Raw genomic sequence first — 14,639 nt, forward strand, 5'->3', positions numbered from 1 at the left:
GCTTCCTCAATCAACTAACGCGTCTTCTAGGGACATCTGTTTATTTTCGCTGTAGCCTTCAATCCATGCTAGGCATTGAGGCTCCGGCATCGGCCGAGCAAAGCGGAATCCTTGGATAAAGTGGCAGCCCTGCTCAATCAAAAACTGCTGTTGAGCCAGTGTCTCCACCCCTTCCGCAATCACCGACAACTCTAGGTTTCGGCCTAAGTCTAGAATACTGCAAGTAATAGCCCGATTCGCTTTGTTTTCCAACATAGATTGGATGAAAGAGCGGTCGATCTTGAGGCTGGTCACCGCAAACTGGCTCAGATAGGCCAATGATGAGTAGCCAGTACCAAAATCGTCCACCGCCACTCTCACTCCAAGCTCTCTCAAGGCTTTGAGGTGGTCTTTAGCTAGACCGACCTGCTGCATCAATACCCCTTCGGTGATCTCAAGACACAACCGCCGAGGATCCATGCCCACCTGCTGTAGAGTCTGTTTAATCACTTCCACGTAGTTGTGTTCGCAGAAGTGGCTGGCAGACACGTTCACCGACAGCGTCATCTCATCATAGCTCGGCCATTTCACAAATTGGCGACAGGCTTGCTTGAGCATCCAGCGATCCAGCGCAATGATCAAACCGCTGGACTCAGCCAACTCGATGAATCGCTGCGGAGACACCTGCTGGCCATCTTCGCGGCGCCATCGCATCAAGGCTTCCACTGCCACTACCTTGCCGCGAGTGACATCCAGCACTGGCTGAAAATGGATATCGAGAGCGTTCAATGCCAGAGCTTGACGCAATTCGGTTTCCATCTCCAACTGATAGGTGGCTTTGGCGTCTTTGTCGGGCGTGTAACAACACACCTGGCCGCGCCCTTGCTCTTTGGCGTGATACATCGCCAGATCGGCGTTTTTCAACAGCTCTTCAGCTTGCTGGCCATGTTCAGGGTAGCAAGCCACTCCGATACTGACCGACAAGTAAAACTGCTGACTGCGAACCTTAATAGGACGCTCTAAGCAGTTGATCAGCCCCTGCGCAAGCTCCATCACCTGCTCTTTGGACGCCACATCAGGCACCACCACTACGAACTCGTCACCACCAAAGCGGCACAGCGTTCCAGCATCATCAAGCCGCGCCGCCAGTAAGGAGCTGATCTCTTGGAGCAATGCATCACCGGTACCATGACCGAAGGTGTCATTGATGTGTTTGAAGCGATCCAAATCGAGGAACAGTAGCGCTAACTGAGTGGTGTTGCCGTCCACCAGATAGCCTTTCATCAGTTTATCGAAGTAGCTGCGATTGGGCAGGCCAGTCACTCGGTCGTAGTTGGCCAGTTGCTTCAGCTCAATCTCTCGCTTTTTACGCTCTGAGATGTCCGAGAACAGCGCCACATAATAATCATCACCGTCGTCTACCGTCATCCGGGACAGGTTCAGCCACACGGGCACCGTGCCACCAGCTCGGGTTTTCAGGTCCAGCTCTCCGCCCCAGTTATGCTTCTGCTGAAGGGACGCGATAACCTCAGAATCATGAAGCAATTGATGGGCCGGACGCCCAATCAACTCGCCAACGCTGTAACCAAGAATGGATACCGCGGAGGCGTTGTTGGCGCCAATCAAGCCCTGTTCATCGATGATCAACATCCCCTCGGAGGTGTTCTCAACCGCGTGCGCATAGAGCGTGTGCTGGTGTGCCATCTGACGCACATTGGTTTTATCGGTAAATACCCCTGCAATCACTTTGGCCTTGCCGGTATCCAGATCGCGCTCAATGGCGGTACCCGACACCCATAACCAGCGCCACTCCCCTAGGGGGCTAATCACTCGAAACTCCACATTAAGCCGCTGCTGCTCGCCATTTACGATGGCATTCCACGCTTGCTCAGCGGCATCACGATCATACCGATGCAGATTCATCCCCTTGCGAGGCAGGCGCATCGGCCGGGTGGAATGAGACAGCGTCGACTGCCGATTTTCGATATAGAAGCTGTCGCTGCTGGCGTCCCACTCCCAGATGTCTGAACCGCTGCCCTGCAGGGCGAGCTGCAATCGATGCTGGCTCTGCTTCAGCGCATCGTTAATTTGTCGTTGGCGCCTCAACTGATTTCGCCAATACTCGGTTAGTAACAAGGCCAACGCCAAGATCAGAAGGATCGATAAAATCTGAATGCCGCGAGATTGCCACCAGTACTGCTGAACCTCGAAATCCAGCGTCACCAATTTCGGGTACCAGGCACCGTTTACCTGCCCCTGAAGCACCAACTGATGTTTCCCCGCAGGCAACTGGGACAGATTCACGGCGGTTTCGTCATGAATCTCCACAAAGGGCGCTTCCTTGCCATTCAAGTTCAATCGGTAGCGCACTGGCACCCCATTGGCGTCAGAGATCGCCTCCACCCCAAAGCCGATGGTCACTAAGCTGTAGTTAGGCTCTATCACCACAGGTTCACGCCCAGGGGAGAGGTATAACCGACTACGCTGAGGGTACTGAACCTGCACCGATTCGATCAGCAGTTGCCCCTGTGACGCCTCCTCCTCAATCAAGGATGGGTCTAACTTCCACAGCCCTGAAGTGCTACCAAGCCACAAGATGCCTTGCTTGTCTTCAAACAGAGCGCCTTCACTGACCTCCAAACCATGCAGGCCTCGGTCGTCCCCCAAGGGAATAAGCTGATGTTTCTCAGGCTGATAAAGTAAGATCTGATCAAGGCAGCCGATGATGGCTCCCTCTTTTGAAGCCAGCATGGAAAACGGGGTACGGCAATTGACCTGCCACTCAATGTCTTTGTTCACGGCCTGTTGTTTAGGGATATCAACCTCGAACACCCCCTCACCATAACTGCCGATCAGCAAGCGCTCATCACTCAAAGCGATGATGTTACCTATGTGGTATTGCTCGTTGGTATCAGGGAGCCAATACAGGCGGTCCTGATAAGCTCCAGTTGTCAGTGATAACTCTCCAAAACGGCGCATGCCACCAATCCACAGCGTGTCACCAAGCTCATAGGCAACTCGAACACTTTCAATGGGTTTACCATCAACCAATACCCGCTCCACCTGACCACTGGCTTTATCGAAACGGTAAAAGAAGGTATCGGTACTTACCCAGATGCTGTCTTTTCCTTGTTGGAGGCCCAAGATCACTCGCTGCCTCATCGATTCACCGTTTTCGGTGACCAATAATCGATGGCTGTAATCCTGTCGATTCCACAGAAACAGCCCTTTCGAGGTACCAAGCAGCAGTTGGTCTTTACCTACAGGCATCAGCCCAAATACGGCATCTACATTATCCAGATCGCGAATTTGATGGGTTATGCGTTCCCCAGTGGCGAAGTTGATCTCATCCAGACCATTCTCATGGGCAACGTAAAAACCGTTTTCATCGCCCCAGGTAGACCAAACCAGCTCATTGGATAACGAAGGCTCGGTTCGACTGTTATATTTAGCGAGAATATAGGGCTCCGGTTGCTCCATCACCACCACGCCCGCATTAAGTGTGGCAAGCCAGATGTTGCCCAAAGGATCCAGCTGCAACTTGTAGAGGCTGTTGCTCTCCGCGAAGAACTTATCGTGATCGCCAAGGGTGGTCAGTTCCTTGGTGTCTGGATTCACTTTTAACAGGTGCCGCTGGCCCAGCATCCACAGCATCCCTTGGGGACCTTGCTCAATACTTCGTACCCCACCAAACTCTCTGGCCAACAAGGTAAATGCATCCCCCTGTTGCAGGAACACACCTTCGCTGCCCGATAACCACAGCTGCTGATGGTCATCCACAAACATCGACGAAATGCGGCCATTGTCCTTCGACCACGGGATAGAGTGAAACGACTCCTGCTCCAGATCAAAGCCAATCAAGCGCTCTCTCGAGGCTATGATCACCTGCTGATCATGATGAACGATGGTGTGAGCGACGCCACTGCCGCTCGGAAGCACCCCAAGAAAACGCAATGACATGGCGCTAATATCGAGTCGATAAAGCTCATTTTTATCATTCACCAGCCACAATTTGTTGTCGCTGATCTCACTAATTGCAATGCTACTGGAACGGCGGAAGTTGCCAAAACGCTGTACCCCAAGCATCTCAGTTCGCTCTTCATTGGGGTAATAGAGATAGAGATCGTGTTCAGTGGAAACCAACAGCAGTTCGGGGGTCAGCTCTCGCACAGCACGAATGATGCCGTCACCAAACATGGTGGAGCCAGAAGCGACATCGATGCGACGCGTTTTGTGGCTAGCCAAACGATAGAGGCCATTATGGGACGCCACCCACACCATGCCGTTGTGAGCGATATCGATATCGTAGATCGAATTAACCGACAGCCCATTGGCTTGGTCAAAGTGTCGCGTGACTAACTCTGTCGCCATCAGCGACGAACAAAAAAGAGCCAGACACAAAAATAATGTCGTTATTGTTTTCACGGGATTGCACTTTTGTGGTCTGCTAGCGCTCACTTTAAAGATGCGGCTAGAAAAGATCTATTTATCGTTGAAATTTGTGCGCGATATTCAGTTTTGGTTCAAACTCCTGCTCAGTATTTAACCACAAAAAAAGCGGCCGAAGCCGCTTTTTTAATTTCAATTACTTTAACCGTTAGCGCTTCTTAGCTTTTGGGTTTGGCAGATCGGTAATGCTGCCTTCGTATACCTCTGCGGCCAAGCCAATGGACTCATGCAGAGTTGGGTGAGCGTGGATGGTCAATGCCAGATCTTCGGCATCGCAGCCCATCTCAATTGCTAAGCCAATCTCACCCAGCAGTTCACCACCGTTGCTGCCTACGATCGCGCCACCGATGATGCGGTGAGAGTCTTTATCGAAGATCAACTTGGTCATGCCGTCAGAAGCGTCCTGAGCGATGGCTCGGCCACTGGCGGCCCAAGGGAAGGTCGCAGTTTCGTAGTTAACGCCCTGCTCTTTGGCTTCCTTCTCGGTCAGACCAACCCATGCCACTTCCGGATCGGTGTAAGCGATGGATGGGATCACCTTAGGATCGAAGTAGTGCTTCTTACCGGCAATCACTTCCGCAGCCACGTGGCCTTCATGCACACCTTTGTGCGCCAGCATTGGCTGACCGACGATGTCGCCGATGGCGTGAATATGGTTAACGTTAGTACGCATCTGCTTATCAACGTTGATGAAGCCGCGCTCGTCAATCTTCACGCCAGCTTTGTCGGCGTCGATCAACTTGCCGTTTGGTGTACGACCAATGGCCACCAATACTGCGTCGTAACGCTGAGGCTCTGCCGGGGCTTTCTTGCCTTCCATGGTCACGTAGATGCCATCGTCTTTGGCTTCTACTGTGGTCACCTTGGTTTGCAGCATGAAGTTAAACTTGTTCTTCATGCGCTTGGTGAACACACGAACCACGTCTTTGTCTGCCGCAGGAATAACCTGATCCAGCATCTCAACCACTTCCACTTGGCTACCCAGCGCATGGTATACGGTACCCATCTCCAGACCGATGATGCCACCGCCCATGATCAGCAGTTTTTCAGGAACTTCTTTGAGCTCAAGTGCGTCGGTAGAATCCCAGATACGTGGGTCTTCATGAGGGATGAATGGCAGCTCGATTGGGCGAGAGCCGGCAGCGATAATGGCGTGGTCGAAGTTGATCACTGTGGTGCCGTCTGCGCCTTCAACGGCGATGCTGTTAGGACCGGTAAACTTACCGAAACCGTTAACCACATTCACCTTACGCATCTTGGCCATGCCACCCAGACCACCGGTCAATTGACCGATAACCTTCTCTTTGTGGGCACGCACTTTGTCCAGATCGATCTGAGGCTCACCAAAGCTCACGCCGTGATCAGCCATCGCTTTGGCTTCATCGATCACTTTGGCAACGTGAAGCAGTGCTTTTGAAGGGATACATCCAACGTTCAGACACACACCACCTAGGGTGCTAAAACGCTCGATAATGACGGTTTCAAGGCCTAGATCGGCAGCTCGAAACGCTGCGGAGTAACCGGCAGGTCCGGCACCGAGAACCACGACTTGGGTTTTGATCTCGTTGCTCATATTGTCCTCTATTTTTATTTTCATTCCGTTGGGGCAGACGCCACCCTCTAAGGGGGTGATGGCATTGTACTGCCCAAGCTCGATAAACAAAAGGCCAACCCGAAGGGCTGACCTTTATCTACAGATTTACAGAATCAATCGACGGATATCCGCCAAATTCTGGCTCAGGGTAGTGATAAAGCGTGCGGCATCGGCACCGTCGATCACTCGGTGATCGTAAGACAGTGCCAGCGGCAGCATCAGGCGTGGCTGGAACGCTTGTCCATCCCACTTCGGCTTCATCTCAGAGCGAGACACACCCAGAATGGCCACATCAGGGGCATTCACAATCGGTGTGAACTGAGTACCACCAATGCCACCTAGGCTGGAGATGGTAATGCAGCTGCCCTGCATGTCTTGAGCTTTGAGTTTGCCCTGACGTGCTTTGGCAGACAGCTCACCCAGATCCTTAGACAGCTCGTTGATGCCCTTCTTATTGACATCACGTACCACAGGAACCACCAGACCATTTGGCGTATCGACCGCCACACCGATGTGCACGTACTTCTTCATCACTAGGTTCTCACCGTCCGCCGACAGCGAACAGTTGAACTTAGGATGCAGCTCCAGTGCACGAGCCAGCGCTTTAAGGATGAATACCAGCGGCGTCAGTTTCACGCCGTCGTCCATCTTAGCCGCCAGTTGGTTCTGCTGCTTGCGGAACGCTTCCTGCTCGGTTATGTCCGCCTCATCGAACTGAGTCACATGAGGGATGGTTACCCAGTTGCGATGCAGGTTCGGACCAGAGATCTTCTGGATACGAGACAGTGGCACCTCTTCCACTTCACCAAACTTGGCAAAGTCGACTTTCGGCTGCTCAATCACCTGCAGGCCGTTACCGGCACCAGTGCTAGTAGCAGAGCTGGCCTTAGGACGAGACAGCTCGTACTTAACGTAAGCCTGAACGTCCTCTTTGAGGATGCGGTTCTTACGACCCGTACCAGTCACCTTGGTCAGATCAACACCAAACTCATTAGCCAGACGGCGAACCGCCGGAGAAGCGTACACCGCACCAGATGGCGCCTGAGCACCCGCAGATGGGTGATGAGGAACTGGTGCCGCTCGCTTGGCTGGCGCGTCCGCTTTCGCAGGCGCTGGGGCCGGTGCAGGCTCCGCCGCAGGGGCTGGTGCGGGTGCTGGCGCTTCGGCTGGCGCCGAGGCTGCGGTTTCAATCTCAGCGACTAAACCACCTTCGCCGATTTTGTCACCCACGTTTACGTGCAGCGCTTTCACCACGCCGCCGAAAGGTGCAGGCACCTCCATGGTGGCTTTGTCGGTTTCCAGAGTAATTAGGCCCTGCTCCGCTTCAACGGTGTCGCCGACGGCAACCAGCACTTCGATGATGTCCACTTCACCGGACTCACCGATGTCTGGAACCACGACTGACTCAACGCTGGCCGTTGCCGGTGCTGCAGCTGGTACAGGCTCTGCCACTGGGGCCGCCTCTGCAACCGGTGCTGGTGCAGGCTCTTCAGCTGGGGCAGGAGCAGGAGTTTCTGCCGCCGCTTCGCCGCCAGCCACTTCAACTAGGGCAATCAGGTCGCCTTCGCTAACTTTGTCGCCAACTTGTACTTTCAGCTCCACCACAGTGCCGGCCTCTTCGCTTGGCACATCCATGGTGGCTTTGTCGGTCTCAACGGTCAGCAGTGCGCCTTCGGCTTCGATGGCATCACCGGCGGCCACACAGACCTCAATGATCTCAACGGCATCCCCGCCTACGTCCGGTAAGCGGATCTCTTTTACATTCGCCATTCGCTTATCCCCTTAGGCCCACAGAGGGTTAGGTTTGTTGGTATCAATGCCGTACTGCTCGATGGTGTCAGTCAACACCTTCACAGGCAGTTCGTCACGGTCAACCAGCGACTTCAGTGCTGCCAGAACTACCCAGCGTGCATCCACTTCAAAGTGGTGACGCAGGTTAGCGCGGCTGTCGGAGCGACCGAAACCATCGGTACCCAGCACTTTATAGTCTGCAGGAACCCAAGCACGGATCTGATCCGCGTAGGACTTCATGTAATCGGTAGCCGCAATCACCGGAGCGTCGCCTTCCAGCACCTTAGTCACGTAAGCCTGCTCAGGCTTAGCTTCTGGGTTCAGTAGGTTGATGCGCTCAATAGCCTGACCATCACGGGTCAGTTCGTTGAAGCTGGTAACGCTGTAGACGTCGACATCCAGACCGAAGTCTTTAGATAGTGCATCCGCCGCTTTGCGAACTTGCTGCAGAATAGAGCCACAACCCAATAGACGAACCTTACCTTTACCAGAGCCTTTCAGAGTATCCAGCTTGTAGATACCTTTGATGATGCCCTCTTCCACGCCTTCTGGCATGGCTGGCTGCTCGTAGTTTTCGTTCAGGGTGGTCAGGTAGTAGAAGATGTCCTCTTGGTCATCGCCATACATACGCTCAAGGCCGTCTTGAACGATGACTGCCACTTCGTAACCGTAAGTTGGGTCATAAGTAATACAGCTTGGGATGGTGTTGGCCATGATGTGGCTGTGACCATCTTGGTGCTGCAGGCCTTCGCCGTTCAGGGTAGTACGACCGGAGGTACCACCAACCAAGAAACCGCGAGCACGCATATCACCGGCTGCCCAAGCCATGTCGCCCACACGCTGGAAACCGAACATCGAGTAATAGATGTAGAACGGAATCATTGGCGAGTCGTTGGTGGAGTAGCTAGTCGCCGCCGCCAACCAGGAGCTCATCGCACCAAGTTCGTTAATGCCTTCCTGCAGTACCTGACCTTTCTTGTCTTCACGGTAGTAAGCCACTTGGTCACGGTCTTGCGGGGTGTATTTCTGACCTTCGTGGGCGTAGATGCCCACCTGACGGAACAGGCCTTCCATACCAAAGGTACGGGCCTCATCCGGAATAATCGGAACGATGCGCTTGCCGATCTGCTTGTCTTTCAGCAGAGCCGTCAGTACGCGAACAAACGCCATGGTGGTGGAGATTTCACGACCATTGGAGCCTTTGAGTACCGCATCAAACGCCTTCAGAGGTGGGGTTACCAGCTCTTCGGTGAATTGTGGGGTACGAGCTGGCATGTAGCCTTTCAGGGCTTCACGACGCTCACGCAGGTACTTCACCTCTTCGGAGTCTTCTCCTGGGTGGTAGTACGGAATGTCTTCCAACTGCTCATCGGTCAGTGGGATGTGGAAACGGTCACGGAAGTGCTTAATCGCTTCCATGTCCATCTTCTTAACCTGGTGGGCAATGTTCTTACCTTCACCGGCTTCACCCATGCCGTGACCTTTTACGGTCTTAGCCAGAATAACCGTTGGACGACCCTTGGTTTCGTTGGCCTTCTTCAGTGCCGCGTAAACCTTAATTGGATCGTGACCACCACGGTTCAGGCGCCAGATGTCCGCATCGGACATGTTGGCCACCATCTCGGCAGTCTCTGGGTATTTACCAAAGAAGTGCTCACGGGTGTAAGCGCCGCCTTTGGCTTTGCAGTTCTGGTACTCACCGTCAACGGTCTCTTCCATCAGCTGCAGCAGCTTGCCTGAGGTGTCGCGGGCCAGCAGAGGATCCCAGTAACGACCCCACAGTACCTTGATCACTTCCCAGCCTGCGCCGCGGAACTCACCTTCCAGCTCCTGAACGATCTTGCCGTTACCACGTACCGGGCCGTCCAAACGCTGCAGGTTACAGTTAACGATGAAGATCAGGTTATCCAGCTCTTCGCGAGCGGCCAGACCGATTGCGCCCAGCGCTTCTGGCTCATCCACTTCACCGTCACCCAGGAAGCAGTACACCTTCTGCTCGGAGCAATCTTTGATGCCACGGTCAGTCAGGTATTTCAGGAAGCGAGCCTGATAGATGGCCGCAATTGGGCCAAGACCCATGGATACGGTTGGGAACTGCCAGTAATCAGGCATTAGACGAGGGTGTGGGTAGGATGGAATACCTTTGCCATCAACCTCTTGTCGGAAATTATCCAGCTGCTCTTCAGTCAAGCGGCCTTCAAGGAAAGAGCGAGAGTAGATGCCCGGAGCGATGTGACCCTGGAAATAGACCAGATCGCCGCCATCTTTCTCGTTTGGAGCACGGAAGAAGTGGTTAAAGCAGACGTCATACAGTGTCGCACTGGAGGCGAAACTGGAGATGTGACCGCCAAGTTCAAGATCTTTTTTGGATGCACGCAAAACCATAGCGAGGGCGTTCCAGCGCACGATAGCGCGGATTCGACCTTCAAGCTCAAGGTTACCAGGCATCACAGGCTCTTGACCTGCTGGGATGGTGTTTACATAAGCCGTGGTGGCTTTGTAAGGAAGATAAGCACCGCTGCGGCGGGCTTTATCGATCATCTGCTCCAATAAGTAGTGAGCCCGTTCCGGACCCTCTTGTTCCAATACCGCGGCCAGAGCACCTAGCCATTCCTGAGTTTCTTGCGGATCCACATCGTGTGGCAAAATTTCCGGCATCACAAAATTCCTCTTCCGTTGCTTGTGATGGGGAGGCTGAAGTTCAGCCACCTTTCTTGCAGTTTGTTAGAAGTCGTTGCGCAACCGCCGTAGGCTGCGTTGCTCGCGACTGTCTTCTTGACGCACCTCGAGAGTCACCTCTTCAATGTAGGCCAAGTGTTCATTAGAGGCTCTGCGTGCCACTTCGGGCTGTCGATTTAATATCGCTTTTAACAGGGCTTCTCTGTGCAAGTTTGCGTGCTGCGCTGAACCTTCGCGTCGGTATAAAAGTTCAAGGTTTTCAGCAACATTACGCACGAGCAGAGGCGAAAGGCTCAGCACCACGTGCAGCATAGCTACGTTGTGGGAAGCTTCCGCAACCGCTCGGTAGAAGTCCACGATCGCCTGAGCTTCAAGCTCAAGCTGACCCTGTACTTCACCAAGTCGTTCAATGCGCTGCTTCAAGATGGCATGATCAGCATCTGTGCCACGAAGCGCCGCATAGTAGGCCATCATGCCTTCAGTCGCATGACGGAACTCCAACAAGTCGTACTGAGTTTCTGGGTTATCCGCCAGCAGTTCCACTAAGGGATCCGCCAAGCTGTTCCACAACTGATCCTGTACATAAGTGCCTCCGCCTTGACGACGGAATAGCAGGCCTTTTACCTCCAGCTTCTGAATCGCCTCACGCAGCGATGGGCGAGACACTTCAAATTGCTGGGCCAACTCTCGCTCTGGAGGCAGTTTTTGCCCCGGTTTTAGGCTGCCCTCCAAGATCATCTTTTCAAGTTGCTTTACGATGACGTCGGATAGCTTAGGTTGGCTAATTTTTTGGTAGGCCATGGTCGGATAAGTTCTCAGTTTTATAAATTGTAAATTGGTATGACCATTTAACTGCTAAGGACTATAGCAGATCACATTATTGGATGACAACCTTCTTGATCGTCGTCACAGATAATGGCAAAAGTTCAACCAAGTTCAAGCCTTGTGCTGCCTTGGTTTTGAGCATGGTTTGACCAGCTGCACTCAGATTCAGGAAAATCGGGTTAAATAGGAACTTTTGCTTCAGGTCGAAATTGGGTATGAAAATGGATCATCCGCGCTTTTTGCGTGAGATCAATCGACCAGTTCGCAAAAATCGAGATTTAGATCACTAACCTTGGTCAATTGGTTAAAAACTGTCTATTTTTTAACAGATTGGCAAAGAAAAAGGAGCCAATCGGCTCCTTAGTTCACGAGGCTGAATCTCAGTTTATCCAGCCAAGAATGGTCAATATCGACACCACTAGAAGCAGCAAAGTCACATTGCGCTTGGCCAGCTTTAACAGCGCCAGAGTAGACTGGACGCAAACCGGCGCCTCAGACTCTTGCGGGATCTCCTCGGCAACCACCGCCACCCGATAGATAAGCTCCCTCGCCGACACCGCAGGTTTAAACACCAGCGCCAGCCATACCGACAGCGCGCGACTGAAATGCCCCGTCAATGCAAAACCAAAGGCGACAATGCGACTGGGAATCCAATCCATTAACGTCATCAAGCCAGTTAGCACAGGGCGATGCAGCTGCTGGCGAAGGCTGTGATCATGGTATCCACGAACGGTGCAATAGAAGGTTGCAGCGGCGGGGCCAAGCAGCACGAAGTAGAGGGCGGTGGCCGCGTAGTAGCGGTAATTGAGCCAAGCGGCAACCTGGCCCATACGCTGGCCAAGCTGCGCTTCGTCGGTGGCTTCAAAAGGCACCGGATCCACTTTGTCTGCATTTAAAAAGCACGCTTGAAGATCCCCGCGACAAGCGGCCTCCAGATACTGCTTAAAGCGCTGGCGCAGCGACTGATTACCAAAGAGCACCACCCCAACCACTAGCCAAAGTAGCAGGTGCCACAGCCCAAGATGAACGCCTTGCAGCAGGTCCGCCAACCACGCCACCAACAGCGCCGGTGCCAGCAACACCAACGCCAACTTCCACGGAGAACGCAGCGCCGAATCATCAAAGGTTGCCCTACGATAACGCTCAAATACCGTTTCAAATTGCAGCAGGCCGCCAACCAGCTTCAGCCGCTCAAGGATCAAAACCACCAATAGGGAAAACAGTGCCATCTAGCTTGCCTTACTCAATTGCTGTCGGTAGTAGGCCCAATCAAATGCTGGCCCGGGATCGGTTTTTCTGCCCGGAGCAATCTGATTGTGGCCACAAATTCTGTCTACAGTCATTCTAGGGTAAGCCTCTAATAAAGATAGGGTTACCCCAACTAAACTGCGATATTGTGAACTGGAGTAGGGCAGCTCATCGGTGCCCTCTAACTCAATGCCAATGGAGAAATCATTGCAATTCGCTCGCCCATGAAACTCGCTCACTCCCGCATGCCAAGCGCGGCGATCAAAGGGCACATATTGGATCACTTCGCCACAGCGACGAATCAACAAATGGCTGGATACTTTGAGCCCACGCACGTCCTCTAAGATCGGCACATCCACCTGTACGCAACCAAGAAACAGCTGCTCAATATAGTCGGCACCAAACACCGCGGGCGGCAAACTGATGTTGTGAATCACTAGGGTATCCACGTCAACGTCAGCAGGGCGGGCATTCTGAAACGGCGACAGCCGAAGCGGAATCTGTTCAAACCAACGCCCATTGGGCTCCAATTGAAACTGTGGCAAAGTGGCCTTTTGCATACAAAAACTCAATAATAAAGCGAAGTTATACTGTATCAGGTCACCCATGAACAAGACACATACCCGCTCGCCATTCGCTAAGCCCATGATGTTTCTGGCATGGGCGACCTTGCTGTTGCTGCTGTACCTCTACTTTGATGACAGCCTCAGTAACCGGTTTAACCCCAATCAAAATCTGCAGTTTGAAGGCGGTGCCATTACCCTTGAGCAAAATCGACAAGGGCACTACGTGGTTGACGGTGAGATCAACGGTAAGTTGGTCACCTTGATGCTGGATACCGGAGCCACCACCACCTCAATTCCCGCTCACCTTGCCAACCGATTGCAACTGGAAGCGGGTCACCCCTACCCAGTCAGCACCGCCAATGGCACGGTGACGGTTTACCGAACTCAAGTACAAAGCCTGAAAATCGGGCCGCTAACCCTGTATAATCTCGACGCCAGCCTCAACCCAGGTCAACAGGATGACACCATTCTGCTTGGGATGAATGCGCTGCGCCATCTGGAATTGGTACAGCGTGGGCAAACGCTCACCATTAGGAAGTAACTCTATGTTGGAAAACGACATCCGCTTGGCCGTGGCCAACGCGCTCAATGAAGACCTCGGCGGCCTTGATGCTGCTCAGGGTGACATTACCGCCCAGTTGATCCCAGCGGATCGCTACAGCGAAGCCACCATCATCAGCCGTGAAGATGCCATCTTCTGTGGCAAAGCCTGGGTTGAGCAGGTATTTAATCAGCTAGGTGGCGATGTGGCGCTGCACTGGCACGTGGATGACGGTGATATGGTCGTCGCCAATCAAGTGCTGTGCGAACTTGCAGGCCCCGCACGTATTTTGCTCACCGGCGAACGGGTAGCACTGAACTTCGTACAAACCCTATCGGGCGTTTCCACCATCGTTGGTCAATACGTCGCGAAGCTTGATGGCACCCAAACTCAGTTACTGGACACGCGAAAAACCCTTCCCGGCCTGCGCACGGCGCAAAAGTACGCCGTTACCTGCGGCGGAGGGAAAAACCACCGTATTGGCTTGTTCGATGCCTTTTTGATCAAAGAGAATCACATCAACGCCTGTGGTGGCATCGCCAATGCCATCGTCGCCGCCCGCGCCCTGCATGCCGACAAGCCAGTGGAAGTGGAAGTGGAAAACCTCGACGAGCTTCAGCAAGCCCTTGAAGGAGGCGCTGACATCGTGATGCTGGATAACTTCGACGTTACCATGCAGGTGCAAGCGGTGGAGCTCAATCAAGGCCGAGCCAAACTGGAAGTCAGCGGCAACGTAACCATCGATACCATTGCCAGCTTTGCCCACACCGGCATCGATTACATCTCCGTTGGCGCACTGACCAAGCATGTTCGTGCTGTCGACCTATCGATGCGATTTAAATAATCCGACGTTAGCAAGCAAGTTGCATAGAACTGCCCTTGCTTGCTTCCACCACCTGCTTACGCTTCCCTGACGCACCCAATCAGAATATTCATCTAATCTCAGTAATCCATGCGTGCCTTTTCA

9 protein-coding genes are annotated in these 14,639 nt (G+C 53.2%); 2 read left to right on the top strand and 7 right to left on the bottom strand.

Annotation, left to right across the window (positions count from 1 at the left end):
• Positions 1-6 precede the first annotated feature (6 nt).
• From FCL42_RS14085 to ampD, 7 genes are all read right to left on the bottom strand, one after another.
• Positions 7-4,350: an EAL domain-containing protein gene (locus FCL42_RS14085; protein ID WP_136864061.1), complete on the bottom strand. Its 4,344-nt coding sequence runs from the start codon at positions 4,348-4,350 to the stop codon at positions 7-9.
• 226 nt (positions 4,351-4,576) lie between these two features.
• Positions 4,577-6,001 carry a dihydrolipoyl dehydrogenase gene (lpdA, locus tag FCL42_RS14090; RefSeq protein ID WP_136864062.1) on the bottom strand — a complete coding sequence of 475 codons (1,425 nt, stop codon included), beginning with the start codon at positions 5,999-6,001 and terminating at the stop codon, positions 4,577-4,579.
• Between the two features lie 126 nt (positions 6,002-6,127).
• Entirely contained in the window at positions 6,128-7,792 is a 1,665-nt protein-coding gene (gene aceF, locus FCL42_RS14095; RefSeq protein ID WP_136864063.1) for a dihydrolipoyllysine-residue acetyltransferase, read from the bottom strand.
• Between the two features lie 12 nt (positions 7,793-7,804).
• Complete coding sequence (gene aceE, locus FCL42_RS14100; RefSeq protein WP_136864064.1) at positions 7,805-10,471, bottom strand: pyruvate dehydrogenase (acetyl-transferring), homodimeric type; 2,667 nt, start codon at positions 10,469-10,471, stop codon at positions 7,805-7,807.
• A 66-nt stretch (positions 10,472-10,537) separates the two neighbouring features.
• The gene (gene pdhR / locus FCL42_RS14105) at positions 10,538-11,293 is read right to left on the bottom strand and encodes a pyruvate dehydrogenase complex transcriptional repressor PdhR (RefSeq protein ID WP_136864065.1); all 756 of its coding nucleotides are present in this window, start codon (positions 11,291-11,293) and stop codon (positions 10,538-10,540) included.
• Between the two features lie 404 nt (positions 11,294-11,697).
• A complete protein-coding gene (gene ampE, locus FCL42_RS14110) occupies positions 11,698-12,546 on the bottom strand; it encodes a beta-lactamase regulator AmpE (protein WP_136864066.1) in 849 nt (282 codons plus the stop codon).
• Positions 12,547-13,125 (bottom strand): 1,6-anhydro-N-acetylmuramyl-L-alanine amidase AmpD, encoded by a 579-nt coding sequence (gene ampD, locus FCL42_RS14115; protein ID WP_136864067.1) that lies wholly within the window; start codon positions 13,123-13,125, stop codon positions 12,547-12,549.
• Positions 13,126-13,171: 46 nt separating this feature from the next.
• Between ampD and FCL42_RS14120 the strand changes: the two genes are divergently transcribed.
• Together FCL42_RS14120 and nadC are read left to right on the top strand one after the other, a co-directional pair.
• A complete protein-coding gene (locus tag FCL42_RS14120; RefSeq protein WP_136864068.1) occupies positions 13,172-13,672 on the top strand; it encodes a retropepsin-like aspartic protease family protein in 501 nt (166 codons plus the stop codon).
• A 4-nt stretch (positions 13,673-13,676) separates the two neighbouring features.
• Positions 13,677-14,516: a carboxylating nicotinate-nucleotide diphosphorylase gene (gene nadC / locus FCL42_RS14125; protein ID WP_136864069.1), complete on the top strand. Its 840-nt coding sequence runs from the start codon at positions 13,677-13,679 to the stop codon at positions 14,514-14,516.
• Positions 14,517-14,639 lie beyond the last annotated feature (123 nt).

The sequence above is a fragment of the Ferrimonas aestuarii genome, from assembly GCF_005116665.1.
GTDB classification, from domain to species: Bacteria; Pseudomonadota; Gammaproteobacteria; order Enterobacterales; family Shewanellaceae; genus Ferrimonas; species Ferrimonas aestuarii.

What these genes read in the sequence shown, in the direction of transcription:
- FCL42_RS14085 (WP_136864061.1), bottom strand. Translation starts at nt 4,350, where the DNA reads ATGGCGACAGAGTTAGTCACGCGACACTTTGACCAAGCCAATGGGCTG.
- lpdA (WP_136864062.1), bottom strand. Translation starts at nt 6,001, where the DNA reads ATGAGCAACGAGATCAAAACCCAAGTCGTGGTTCTCGGTGCCGGACCT.
- aceF (WP_136864063.1), bottom strand. Translation starts at nt 7,792, where the DNA reads ATGGCGAATGTAAAAGAGATCCGCTTACCGGACGTAGGCGGGGATGCC.
- aceE (WP_136864064.1), bottom strand. Translation starts at nt 10,471, where the DNA reads ATGCCGGAAATTTTGCCACACGATGTGGATCCGCAAGAAACTCAGGAA.
- pdhR (WP_136864065.1), bottom strand. Translation starts at nt 11,293, where the DNA reads ATGGCCTACCAAAAAATTAGCCAACCTAAGCTATCCGACGTCATCGTA.
- ampE (WP_136864066.1), bottom strand. Translation starts at nt 12,546, where the DNA reads ATGGCACTGTTTTCCCTATTGGTGGTTTTGATCCTTGAGCGGCTGAAG.
- ampD (WP_136864067.1), bottom strand. Translation starts at nt 13,125, where the DNA reads ATGCAAAAGGCCACTTTGCCACAGTTTCAATTGGAGCCCAATGGGCGT.
- FCL42_RS14120 (WP_136864068.1), top strand. Translation starts at nt 13,172, where the DNA reads ATGAACAAGACACATACCCGCTCGCCATTCGCTAAGCCCATGATGTTT.
- nadC (WP_136864069.1), top strand. Translation starts at nt 13,677, where the DNA reads ATGTTGGAAAACGACATCCGCTTGGCCGTGGCCAACGCGCTCAATGAA.